Below are 12282 nucleotides of genomic sequence, written 5' to 3'. Positions count from 1 at the left end.
TATAAAAACATTTAAATTCAACAACATAATCGTTTTTCAAACATGCACTTTGAAGTATCTTGAGTATATACCCAATGGATTTCAAAATGCATCGCGATGGCAAGGGAGCGAATCCCTGGGAGCATAGATAACTATGTGACCGGGGTGAGTGAGTGCAGCCAACAAAGAAGCAACTTGAAAGATGACAGATATATATACTCACTATCCAAGCTCTCCTCGCTTCCCAATGACATATCAAGACCATGAAATATAATCGGTACCTCGTTACAGCATTTTTCTAAATAAGTGTCTTCCTTATCCCAAAAAAATTTTTTGGAGTGTACTTCAAGAACATCAATATGTTGAATATTTTTATAAATTTCTTTTGAAAAAGATGACTTATAGTTAACACCAATGCCAAGCTTTTCATATTTACTCATTGAAAATATCCTTAGCACCAAGAAAGATTAAACCATTTGAAATGAGTGGGAATACCAACGATGCCAAAGCGTTCGCGGAAGTCACAAAACACCACATTAGTTGTCTGAAAGCGGCGCAAAACAGCCGCTATTTTGTCGCGGATGCCACGCTGTATAGTGAAGCGAATATCTTCACTTCATCAACAAAAACAACGCCTTATTACCCGTGTGCCGTTAACGGTTAAGGAAGCTAAACAGCAGCTACGGAACGTGAATTTTATCGCTTTCAGCGTTTCGGACAAATCGCCGGTTCTGGATTCTGTTGATACTGGCATGGGGAAACCCCATAAAAAAACCGCAGTTAAGCGGCCTGGAAATGAAAAGCCCCTCGTGGGCTTTGCGGGCTGATGTATGATTTTAGAGTAGCAGATAAGCGCGATAGAGCGCAAAAGCGAGAGATGGTAAGCCAAGTATCCACAAAATTATATGTAATCTTGCGTCTTTGATTTTACTTTCCGTCTTGGCTTCCTGTAGCGTAACTTCGCTTTTCACTTCACTAATTTTGGTGTTAATCATCTCAAATTTGATGTTCAATTTGTCATCTGTTGGTACCTTAGATAGTACGCTACTTATTCCATCTAATTTTTGCATGATAACAGCAACGTCGGTCTTCATTGAGCTGACATCACCAGTAACCGATTTCAGATCGGCCTTCATATCGCTCATACTGGCTTTAATATGCTCAACATCAGACTCAAGTCTCGCAACACGAGCTTCCAACATATCTCCACCTCCACCATCTCCGCTACCCGGTTTTAATGATGAACCATTATCATGTGAATGTCTACTTGGTGAAATATTACTAGCTAACCACCGACCATTAGAAAATTGCATACCATCAATGACAGAATTTTCATTGTTCATTGCACGCCTCCGGTAAGATTTACCCTAAAGCGGGCTTCTGTTTCATGAATAGTCTCGTCAGGCGTATCAGCATGGGCTATAGAACATCTTATACCCGTTATCTTTCAAGTTGCCTCTTTGTTGGCTGCACTCGCTCACCCCGGTCACATAGTTTGCTATGCTCCCGGGGATTCACTCCCTTGCCGTCGCGATGCATCTTGAAATCCGTAGGGTATATATGAACACCGGTATTTGCTACTCTAGTCAAAACTGAAATACTCAAAAACCCAGGCACGTCAGTTGGTTCTGCCTCAGGATCATTAGCGGTTACTGGTATTTTTACGGGTATTTCTTTTGCCTGACCGTTTAAAACTGTTGTGCCATTTCTATCAGTAACATCTATAGAAATCAGGTAGTTTTTAGATTGTTGAAGTCCAACAAAAGCAGCTGCAATAGCGAGTTTCATTTCAACAGGTAATGCTGCACATTGAAAATTAAGGATCGGCCCTTCCCTACCTTCGGCATCTTTTGCGGTAGGAAAAATGAAAGCTATTTTCTCTGAACTCATTCAGACCTCTTGTGTGTTCTTGCTACTGTTTCACATCTGATACATCAGATTAATCCGCCACTTTCTTACACGGAAACGAGCCGATGATCTTCGGTGTAGCTGTCATTAAAGCCCCTTGAACTATAAACACGAACCATACCCGCCCAATGTGAAAATAGGATTTGTCCCTTAATGGGGTTGTAATAAATATTACCGTCGCCCATTCCATGGTGGGCCCATGCTCTATTTGAAATAGATTTGTCTCTGGCAACATCCTCCCATTCATCAATACCTTGTGCAATACCTGCCAAACAATAATATTCTGTTGACCTAGAATCGGTGTATGTTCCTACCTCTTTACAATCTTGAATGGTGACTCTAGTCTCACGGACAAAATTAGCTGTTAGTTACACGACTGCTATAATGGCTGTCTATCAATTTGCTACACAGATGATTCATGAGAACACAACCTAAAGAAACCCCGATCAACATCCGGGCGAAAGCCTTCCAGCGGGAGCTTATTGACCATGCAGCAAACCTGCACTCAAAGACCCGAACTGATTTCATCTTGGATGCTGCCTGACGTGCTGCCGAATAGGCCATACTCAATCAGAGCCACTTTTTCATTAACGACGAAAAATATCATGCGTTCATGCAGATGCTGGAGCAACCGCTTTCTGATAATGCAGGTTTTAAAAACTCATGGAATATAAAGTACCATGGGAATAAGCGCACCTGAAATATTAATGGCTGAACATAATATAAATGATTTTTATTGCCAGAATGAAACATTAAACGAATGGCTTTCATGCCGGGCTTTAAAAAATAATAAGCTCGGCGCGAGCCGCACATTTGTTATTTGCAAGGAAGACACAAAAGACGTTATCGGTTATTATTGTCTAAGCGCCGGTTCAATTAATCATATTGAATCTACACCATCGCTTAAACGCAATATGCCAGATCCTATCCCTGTAGTGCTTCTCGGCCGTCTGGCTGTCGATGTGGAATATCAAGGGAAAAAGTTAGGGGCTTTGCTTCTCCAGGATGCTTGGAAGCGGGTCGCCAGCACGACGGAACAGTGGGCATTTCAGCCATACACGCTGATGCTTCCATTAGGTAAACAGAATGAAAATAGCGCAAATAAATTCCTCAAACAGAAAACAACCAGTATGGCTAAATTCCTGTCGAGGAACTAGAGAGGGATTACAAAATTGCCTGAATTAATTCACAATACAGCGAATCTCTGTCTTTTAGTGATAAGTAAAACTGGGGGGCAGTAAAATTATATTTTTCTCGTAAGTAGTCCAACCTTAGAGGTTTAATTTTACGTACACTTCTCACGGGAATAGCCAGACCAAAATCTTTCTCAATAAAATATTCATAAACTGACTTTCCATTCCCAGGAATAGAAGATTCAGCTATTTTGGCAATTTTCTCAGCATCTCCCTCTATTGGTTTATCCAAAAAAATCACACCCTTAATTTCTTTTACGGGATGAGTTACATATATAAAAGCCAATGTTTGTTCTCGGCGAAATCGTCTTCTGAATTCATGAGTTTTCATTCCTGATACTATCATATTCCACGCATTTTCATGAAGACTTAATATAATAGTATCTGCCGCGGAAAGTAATTTCAAACTATATCACTCCTTTCTCTACTGTAATTTAAATTTCTTACACTCATTGATAATTTCGTTCATCACTATCAATGGGCGTGAGATATTATTCAAACTGCTAGTTTCCTTAGCTAACATAATACCATTAATACCGTCAAGAATAGCATACGTTAGACCTGAAATTTCTGCTCTGGCCGGTACATGCCACTCACAACTGCTTTCAAGAATTTGTGTTGATAAGATAACTGGCATTTTGGCTCTCTTACAAGCATCAGTTAGAAGTTTTTGGTTAATACCAAGTCTGAAGTAATCTGCGCTAACTGCAAGATCACCACGTGCAATAATAACTGCATCAACTAATTTTATAAATTGATGAATGTTATCTACCCCTTGCTGTGTCTCTATTTTAATAACGAAGGAAGTGTTTAATCGTGTAATCCCGTATCGGGACATTATTTCGAAAGACTTAGTTAACTGCTGAACATCATTGATAAATGAAAGAGCAATCCAGTCAGGTCGAGTTTCCGCTACAAAAGCCAACATTTCCTCATCTATTTCTGCTTCAACGATATGCCCAAAATTAACCGACTTCTGGCAAGGTATAAAACCATCATTCAGGGCAACTGCACTGAAGCTTTCATCTGACAGTTGCTGTTTAACCTTAAGAGCCAGTTCCCCATCACCAATGCTAATATCTTTTCCCGGTTCGACAAAACGTGCAATATTAGGGTAATTAACCGGAATAAAGTCATGAAAATTAATACTTTCCTTGCCAGTTTTGAAGGTCACAATTTCACCTTTCTTCACTGTATGCTTCCTTTCAGGCAGCATTCCAATCCTGATTTTTCTTCCGGGAAACGGCAAATCAAGCATAATCGCAACATTACCTGCCTTGCCAGCTTTATATATCTCGCCACGCGCCAGTTTTATTCTTCGACTATGTTCTAAATAGCCTAAATCAGCTGCAATATTGTATCGCAATACATTTACACCATTTCGCAGAAGTAAATCAATTCCGTCAGGTTCACAGCATGGCATCCCAACCGTAGCAATGATAAATGGTTCACATTCTTGTGTGAGGCTTTTCTTTAAAAATTCCATTGTAGTATTTCCTGATGATGTTTAATTACACTATGAGTAACTTCTCCATTTTCGGTAATCATACCGTTGCGAAAAGTTTCACTCATTATTCCGCTGGATTGAATGTGTTGAAAGCACTCGATAAGATAAGGTCGGTAAACTTCGTTAGCATATGCCACACTGCTAATAGGGGCAGCGGCTGGAAGATTGTCGATCTTGATATGCATTACATCATGTAGATAAAAATAGGGGTCACGCAAGTTTGTATTATGCGCAAAGGTTTCTATATACCCGGGACCATAACCGGCAGTAGCATCAATTAAGATTGAACCTCGCTTCATACTAATAACCATATCTTCAGAGATCATTGTTGGCGTATCATAGGTTGATATCAGTATAGCGCCAATCACAATATCAGCTACTTTAAGCATCTCTGTCAGGCGCTTAGGCTCATTGATATAAGCATTAAAATCGAAGTCAAACATCTCAGTTTTTAATTTATCCAGAGATCGTTCTCCAGATACCAAGAAAGTCACCTCACATCCATTCTCAATGAAAGTTTTGGCCGCAGCTTTTGCGACATTGCCGCTACCAATTATCAGGGCATTTGTCACTGGGTTAATCGACTTATCATTGCAGATAATCTTGCCAGCTCTACCGCTTGGTAACAACGAGTGATAGAGTGCGTATATAGCCGCAATTCGTCCTGCCATGGCTCCGCCAGCTTTGGCAAGGCAGAAACTATTGCCATCATGACAAAATTCAAGAGAAACCGCAGTAACCTTTTTTTCTAATAAGATCCGGATAAGGTCTTCATTGTCTTCTGCATGAAAAATCGCAAATATATGCTGATCTTCCTGAATTCTATTGTACTCTTCTGGGATAGGCGCTTTGTATTTAATGATGTAATCACAGTTATTCCAAATCGTCTCCGCATCACTAATGTTAGCTCCTGCTAACATATATTCTTGATCAGAAATATTTATGGCCTCACCTGCACCTCCCTCAACAATAACAACATAGCCCAAATCACATAAAGCTTTTACAGTTTCAGGGTTGGCAATAACGCGACGTTCGCTGGTGATAAGCTCTTTCAGAATACCAATCGACATATCTGCTCTCATACATTTAAAGGTTGAAGGTTGGCAACCTTTTTTAGTCCCCAAGGAATTGACTCATTATTAATGTTTGAATTGGTTATCTGATCATTAAAAACCTGGACAGGTGCTTCAAAGTTATTGACACTATTACTTATTTTTTTGGCACAGAAGTAGACTAATAGCATTTTTTCAGATATTAGTTTCTTCCTGGAAATACTCCAGTCCCAGTGCCAAAATGTTTGCTGAGAATGATTTGTTTTTCTGACAGACATCTCGGCTAGGTAACAGTGCTGTATTTGATACCCACGAGATGAATAAAAGTCATAATATAACTGAGGGCTGATTTGATAGTAGCCATGATCCAAAAAACCATGAGCAGGTGTTATATGAACGACAAGGCCACCCTTTACTAACATCGCATCAATATTATTAAGAGCAGTACGGATATCATAAATGTGTTCGATAGTACCTGCGTCCAGTATAAAAGAAAATTTCTGTTCATAGCAATTGCCAACCTTATAATTAAGATCCTGCCTAAAGTCGACATAGGATTCGTCAGTAATGTCCATTACTTTTGGTGAAACTCCAAATAAGGATGATATTACAGCTTTATCATTACAGTATTGCGAATATGGTTCAACAAATTTCAGGTGTTCAAAGTCTTGGGAAAATTCACAACTCTTATTTACATTGCAATTTGGTATATCTTTTTCTTTTAGCACTCTGTTTAAAGTATCATAATCGAAAAATACCATCTGTTTTCCAAGAGTTAATATATTTCCTTGTATATCGTGATTTTTTTTAAGTTCGCAAAGATAATTTAATGTCGAAATACTGATGCTCATTAATTCAATCCTTATTCAGATGACGGTGAAGGGGTTTTTCTATCCAGCGTGGTGCAAAAGAGCGCCAAGGATCATCAAATAATGAATATAACTGAAACTCAATTGGTCTTAAATTACTTTTAATTGTTAATAAGTTGCTATTATTCCATTTCGGCTCTAACCACCTAGGACCATATTCCATAAATATCACTTGCCGTATAATATCACTATGGTTAGGACCTCTGCCATGTAACATTCTCGGATCAAACATTATCACGTCGCCAGCTTCTATTTTCAAACTGTACGTTTCGTCATTATTACTTTCTACTTCACGATATTGTGTACCAGGGATTACTATAAAGTTTCCACGATTTAACTCCATACCGTCTGTTAGCCACAGTGCAAACTTTACGCCAAGATCTGGGAACGGATAACCTAAATTTTCATACAATTCACCGCCATCTCTATGAATGGACATTCCATTTTTTTCGGGTTTCTGTTTTGGATTTATCTGGGCACCAAAATAATTAATCTGAATATCATCACCTTGTAACAGAGTAGCAAGCTTTAGTAGATGATCGTTGAGTGCCAACTTTCTGAAGGCTGGAGAAATAAGTAAGGTATCACCATGAAGCTCGAGTTTAGTATGTGGTTTCTTATAACCTTCCTTTTGGAAATAAGCTTGCCATTTATTTGTTAAATAATCCGACATTATTTTCAGATCAGTGCCATTTACACATTTTTTTATTATGTAAAAACCATCTCTTTTATAGCGTTCAACAATTTTTGATAGAGAATGGTGTTCAAATGGATTCATAGTTTACTCACTATTTCATTTATGGGAAGCGCATGAAATAATCTCTCCGGCATTTCAACCCACTGAGCGGTTAGCATATACAAAGTCCAGAGATAGGATTCCATGCCTAAATCGTCCAGCTTGGTTATGTCTAGAAGAAATGGTGGTATATCGCTGCCATACCCTTTGTTCATATATATAGATTTGGATAGCTTTAAGCCATTATCGGTGATAACCACTGGAGTATAAATCTTTTTGGGTATGTACTTCGTAGAAATACCTAATTTGCAGTATCCGGGTAATATCACATCATGAAACCAGTTTCCAGCCCAGTCGCTACCATCAATCATAATTTCGAGCGTACCGTTGTCTATACTATTCTTTGCTAACGTATATTGCTTAGCTATGTCTCGTGGTGCTGTTCCGGTATCTAAGAAAACAGGTTTACTCGATTTAACTATGGTTTCATGCGTACCATGTATAGGACATATTGCACTGAGTTTTACTTCTTTATCTTCATTAAGCACGACAGGAGAGGATGATGGGTCTTTTTCAATTATCCCACATTCCGGGCAAGGAGCTCTAATATGAACAGATCTTCCTCCCGGATTGGTTATTTTATTGAAATAAATGTTTTCGACTAACATTTTATTTAAAGCATAGTAGAAATTAGAATTAAGACAAAAATCACTGTAATCGCGAATTTTATAATCGACAGCCGAAAATGACGATAAAACTCTTAGGCAGTTATTATAGATCTCTCTATTAACTTCAAATATATTAAACCCATTATTACTCTGCTTCAACATATACTGATATTCAACGCCATTAATTACCTTTCTTTGGCTTGGAGCATTATCTAATAAGTCGATGACGATATTTACTTTCTTGGCATACTTTTTTTTAAAATAATTTGCAATGTTAAAAACATATGAAAAAGTAAGCAATGTTCCAACATGAGGAGCACTATTGGGTTGTGAAGATGTTGTTAACGTGATGCTTTCGGCGCTGTAGATTTCATCTAAGTATAAGTCTTCTATTCTTTTAATAAGATGTGTAACACCTACCCGAGGAAATTTCATTCTATTTCCTTATTAAGTTATAAATAATTACGTTTGAATAGTTTTATCTCAGAGTTCGATCTCAATCAATAAATCCTGAATTATTTTCCTTCGCAATTTTGATAAATACTTTCACGCAATACAAAACTATTATCCATATTTATTCTTCTGGGATATTCACTGGCGAGCAGCTAGTTGCCACCAATCAAATCTCATTTTTCATCAATGATTGTCAGTGTGTATCTGAAGCAATCATTAAACCGCGTGTAATTTCCACATAAGCTAAGCACTCCAAATGCAGTTACAAGATCAGCTTTTTCACTATTTTCCCAAGGTTGGAAAGTATCGATAATTATAATGATCCAACATTCCGCACAGCATTCGTAATTTTTTTAATTAAGAATTAACAAACACATGAGTTTTATACAAACGGTTTAAATTCAGTATATTACAGATATAGCTGCGGAATGATGGATGATAATTTATGAACGGCGATTATCTTCTGATTTACGATTAATAATATGTCTAAGGGAAAATTTGAGTCTCTCCATATTACATATCTGATATCAATATACTATCACACTTAATAGTGGCATAGATAAATAAATCGAAGTTCCGCTTACACCTAAATTAATCCAACAGAGTGGGATTTTATCACGTAATAATTGGAATGTTTCCTCAACGTCTTTTCCTTTCAGGTGTCCGAGGCTGTATCGCCCATTATAATAATCTTTATAATGTTTTCTATCATATGTTATTATAGCTTGCGAAATACCATATCGTTTTTGTTTTAACTTTGTTAAGAACGTCACCATAATTTTTATTCAACAGCTGCTCATCTGGGATATCAATATCCAGAAAATCATCAAGTATTCTAGAAACTATATTAACTTCTGGGAATAGGCTATCATAATAGTGATAATCAATATTTTTTCGTATTAGGGCCAGATCTAGCAATCCTGATGCTCTGAAAGTTTTGGATTTTTTAGATGATCTACTAAACATCTCTCGATATAAATGGAAAGCACATTCAAGATAGTGTCCCCCCGCCGTCATGATATGTGTTCCTCCGTTTTTTTTCTGTTCTAGATTTAAAACTTCGGCCAGTCTTTCTTTATTATCATAATTATTCCAAGCAAGTGTAAATGCTGCATCAAGCCGTATATCTGTTCCGTCTTCTAAAATTTTAGTGTAGTGTGGAAGGTGATCTGGGCTCATTTTATAATATAAAATATCTTCTCTGTTGTGTTTGATTACTTTCCCTTTTTCACTATCATAGATACCGCATTCGAAACCAGATTCTAACATAGCATCTTCAAACTTTATTTGATCACATTCAGAGATTAACAAATCAATATCGTTATAGGTTCGGTGTGATATTTCTTTGTAATATTTCGTGTATGACATCCCTTTTCTTAACGCCCAGCGTATATCTTTTTTCTTTAATTTATCAACTACAAAAGCATGAAAATACTCTTCGACCACACGCTGTTTACATGCTTGATGCCTGTTATAGTGAAATATCATTTCGATATTCCTAGAATTTAACTCTTTAGTTCTTGAAAAACGACGTAAATGCCACTCAACTATTGGTAATAATTTATTAATATTGGCATGTTGTAGGTCTATGTTTTCTGCATTCTTAATCACAAAATCATGGTCATGGATGTAAGATTTTATTAGTCTCCGGGAAAAATATAGTCTTCCAATACTCTGATTCATTAACATCCATCCTGTTTATATAATTCCCAACCTTTTTGTTCGTTGCTGAACAAGCTAATGTCAATCTCATCATCAGTAACTTTAAAGTTCATTATTTGCTTCCGTTTGAGCCATTTAACAGAGTACTCGATGAAAATAACCAATCTTTCTTCTAAAAGAAAGTTAGGGGTTCGCGTATGCAAAATACGGCGGTCAAAGAAAGTGATATCTCCTGGACTTGCCGCGATTTTTTTTAATTTATATTCCTCATTTTTTTTTTGGAAATCACGGTGACTTCCTTCAAGAAACAATAGATTACCTCCGCCATCTTTCACTTCACTCAGCCATACAGCACATTTTATGCTTAATTTTTTTTCTCTCAATACGTTGTCGAAATGTTCATTTAAAATACCACCGTCTCGGTGCCATCCTAAAAAAGTATCACTTGAAAACCCTTCTGTAATATTGATTTCCTCGTATTCTTCTTGGCCGCTGCAAGCGCCTTCTATCATGGATACCCTAAAAGTATCTCCCAAATATTTTGCTATGTTATTTATTATAATTTTTTCCTTACATAGTGCACGGATGATTTCTTCTTGTGGATCAAGAACCATTACTTTATGTTTTTTTCCATAGTAATAGTCTTCTTTGGCGATTTCGATAATTTTAGCTTTAAGTTTATCTATAATATTCGGTTCTATCGCAGAAGTTACATGACAATATCCCAATGCCTCTGTTTGTTCAGCTATATCCATTACGGTATTACCCTGCCTGTAAGATGGTAAATTTGATTCGATCATTAAGAATCACTCTTCGGTTTTGAACTACTTTCCACTTATCTAATGTAGTTTGTTTCATTCTTTTAAATAACTATATGGACACCGACTCAATTCAAGTGGGTAACCTATTTTTCTGACAAAAGTAGTCGCAAACATATATTCGGCTTTAACGAGTCCTGATGAAAATCCGCACTCTCTGCCCTTGTATCTTAAATGTAGGTTAAAATAAATACGATTAGATTTGGCACAGTGTATGCCCTGTTCTGCCCTGGGGTTTAAAGCCCGTTAATGAGCAATTGGCGCATACACTGAGCTACTCATCTGAAACCCGAACAGTTGTCCGTCATCCATAACGTATTTGCAAGGAGGGGTAATAATGAGTCTGCCAAATCCACTCTGTGTGGGAATTGATGTTTCCAAAACAACACTGGACATCACTGCCAGTAATGAGTTTGCACAGTTCACTGCAGGTAACGACTCTGATGGTTTTGATGCCATTCTTGCTGAGTTGAGAAAGCACTCCGTTGAACTGGTTCTGATGGAGGGCACTGGCGGGCTTGAAGCCGCCGTGGCCTGCTCGCTTCAGGCAGAAGGTTTTGACGTTGCTGTCATTAACCCCAGGCAGGCACGTGACTTTGCCCGTGCGACGGGATACCTGGCAAAGACTGACCGTATTGATGCCAGAGTGCTCGCACAGATGGCGGAGGTCATTAATCATCACCCAGAACGGGAACGTTTTATCCGGGCTCTGCCAGATGCTGAACGTCAGGTTCTTGCGGCTATGGTGGTGCGCAGACGCCAGTTGATTACGATGTTGGTGGCTGAACGTAACCGACTGCACCCTTCCCATCCGCAAAGCAAAAAGAGCATTAATATCATTATCAACGCGCTGGAAGGTGAACTTGCCCGAATCGATACAGATATGAATGGGCATCTCAAGAGCCACTTTAAAGAGCTTTCTGAACGGCTGAGCAGCGTTAAAGGTGTTGGCACTATGACGGTTGCAGCATTGTTGGCTGAGGTTCCGGAACTGGGTAACCTCTCGCGGCGTGAAATCAGCGCACTTGTGGGTGTTGCGCCCATAAACCGAGACTCGGGCACTATGCGCGGTCGACGAAGCATTTTTGGCGGCAGGGCCGGGGTAAGAACGGCACTGTACATGTCTGCGCTTGTGGCAGCCCGATTTAATCCAGTGATAAAAGCGTCTTACATGCGTCTGCTTGCCGCCGGAAAAGCCAAAAAAGTGGCTCTGGTTGCCTGTATGCGTAAGTTGCTGACTATCCTGAATGCGATGCTCAGAAAGAACGAAGAATGGAATGAATCGTACCATCACGTTGCTCCATAATTTTTATGTTCAAGACAGTTGCTCGTTATTTCAACAGCCTTTGACAGGCTAAGTTATTTACCAGGTTCACAAAGAGTCGGTATTACCTGTCAACTCATCAACTTATGGACTTCAATAACATGATTAAACTA

The 12282-nt window shown here is 38.4% G+C and carries 14 protein-coding genes and 2 pseudogenes; 4 read left to right on the top strand and 12 right to left on the bottom strand.

Translation table 11 applies throughout. From position 1 onward, the window contains the following. Positions 1-251 precede the first annotated feature (251 nt). A pseudogene (locus tag LGZ98_RS24220) lies at positions 252-419 on the bottom strand (hypothetical protein); the annotation flags it as partial. Positions 420-460: 41 nt separating this feature from the next. Here LGZ98_RS24220 and LGZ98_RS08055 point away from each other — a divergent pair. Beyond that, positions 461-689 (top strand): annotated as a pseudogene (locus LGZ98_RS08055) (IS1634 family transposase); the annotation flags it as partial. A gap of 126 nt (positions 690-815) precedes the next feature. Here LGZ98_RS08055 and LGZ98_RS08050 read toward each other — a convergent pair. The 3 genes from LGZ98_RS08050 to LGZ98_RS08040 all read right to left on the bottom strand — a co-directional run bounded on the left by LGZ98_RS08050 (position 816) and on the right by LGZ98_RS08040 (position 2159). After that, positions 816-1322 carry a hypothetical protein gene (locus LGZ98_RS08050; protein WP_262977931.1) on the bottom strand — a complete coding sequence of 169 codons (507 nt, stop codon included), beginning with the start codon at positions 1320-1322 and terminating at the stop codon, positions 816-818. A gap of 97 nt (positions 1323-1419) precedes the next feature. Next, positions 1420-1869 (bottom strand): hypothetical protein, encoded by a 450-nt coding sequence (locus tag LGZ98_RS08045; protein WP_262977930.1) that lies wholly within the window; start codon positions 1867-1869, stop codon positions 1420-1422. A gap of 65 nt (positions 1870-1934) precedes the next feature. Then, positions 1935-2159 carry a hypothetical protein gene (locus LGZ98_RS08040; RefSeq protein WP_262977929.1) on the bottom strand — a complete coding sequence of 75 codons (225 nt, stop codon included), beginning with the start codon at positions 2157-2159 and terminating at the stop codon, positions 1935-1937. A 146-nt stretch (positions 2160-2305) separates the two neighbouring features. Between LGZ98_RS08040 and LGZ98_RS08035 the strand changes: the two genes are divergently transcribed. Both LGZ98_RS08035 and LGZ98_RS08030 read left to right on the top strand, forming a co-directional pair. Next, positions 2306-2431: a type II toxin-antitoxin system TacA family antitoxin gene (locus LGZ98_RS08035; RefSeq protein WP_238399177.1), complete on the top strand. Its 126-nt coding sequence runs from the start codon at positions 2306-2308 to the stop codon at positions 2429-2431. Positions 2432-2567: 136 nt separating this feature from the next. Continuing rightward, entirely contained in the window at positions 2568-3044 is a 477-nt protein-coding gene (locus tag LGZ98_RS08030) for a GNAT family N-acetyltransferase (protein ID WP_262977928.1), read from the top strand. A gap of 7 nt (positions 3045-3051) precedes the next feature. Here LGZ98_RS08030 and LGZ98_RS08025 read toward each other — a convergent pair whose 3' ends face one another. From LGZ98_RS08025 to LGZ98_RS07990, 8 genes are all read right to left on the bottom strand, one after another. Next, entirely contained in the window at positions 3052-3486 is a 435-nt protein-coding gene (locus LGZ98_RS08025; protein WP_262977927.1) for a hypothetical protein, read from the bottom strand. Positions 3487-3504: 18 nt separating this feature from the next. After that, entirely contained in the window at positions 3505-4566 is a 1062-nt protein-coding gene (locus LGZ98_RS08020; protein ID WP_262977926.1) for a pyruvate kinase, read from the bottom strand. Next, positions 4554-5657 carry an NAD(P)-binding domain-containing protein gene (locus LGZ98_RS08015; RefSeq protein ID WP_162120460.1) on the bottom strand — a complete coding sequence of 368 codons (1104 nt, stop codon included), beginning with the start codon at positions 5655-5657 and terminating at the stop codon, positions 4554-4556. The genes LGZ98_RS08020 and LGZ98_RS08015 overlap by 13 nt, the downstream gene beginning before the upstream one ends. An 8-nt stretch (positions 5658-5665) precedes the next feature. Further along, entirely contained in the window at positions 5666-6490 is an 825-nt protein-coding gene (locus LGZ98_RS08010) for a class I SAM-dependent methyltransferase (protein WP_112895480.1), read from the bottom strand. Positions 6491-6494: 4 nt separating this feature from the next. Beyond that, positions 6495-7286, bottom strand: a complete 792-nt coding sequence (locus tag LGZ98_RS08005) for a phytanoyl-CoA dioxygenase family protein (protein WP_262977925.1) — start codon at positions 7284-7286, stop codon at positions 6495-6497. Continuing rightward, a complete protein-coding gene (locus LGZ98_RS08000; protein ID WP_262977924.1) occupies positions 7283-8347 on the bottom strand; it encodes a hypothetical protein in 1065 nt (354 codons plus the stop codon). The genes LGZ98_RS08005 and LGZ98_RS08000 overlap by 4 nt, the downstream gene beginning before the upstream one ends. A 726-nt stretch (positions 8348-9073) precedes the next feature. Continuing rightward, positions 9074-10048 (bottom strand): nucleotidyltransferase family protein, encoded by a 975-nt coding sequence (locus LGZ98_RS07995; protein ID WP_262977923.1) that lies wholly within the window; start codon positions 10046-10048, stop codon positions 9074-9076. Next, positions 10048-10782, bottom strand: coding sequence for a phytanoyl-CoA dioxygenase family protein (locus LGZ98_RS07990; protein ID WP_262977922.1), 735 nt, complete (start codon positions 10780-10782; stop codon positions 10048-10050). The genes LGZ98_RS07995 and LGZ98_RS07990 overlap by 1 nt, the downstream gene beginning before the upstream one ends. Positions 10783-11182: 400 nt before the next feature. Between LGZ98_RS07990 and LGZ98_RS07985 the strand changes: the two genes are divergently transcribed. Then, positions 11183-12151: an IS110 family RNA-guided transposase gene (locus tag LGZ98_RS07985; protein WP_262977921.1), complete on the top strand. Its 969-nt coding sequence runs from the start codon at positions 11183-11185 to the stop codon at positions 12149-12151. Positions 12152-12282: the final 131 nt, after the last annotated feature.

The sequence above is a fragment of the Photorhabdus kayaii genome (assembly GCF_025384895.1).
GTDB lineage: Bacteria > Pseudomonadota > Gammaproteobacteria > Enterobacterales > Enterobacteriaceae > Photorhabdus > Photorhabdus kayaii.
This window is presented reverse-complemented; position numbering and strand designations above follow the sequence as displayed.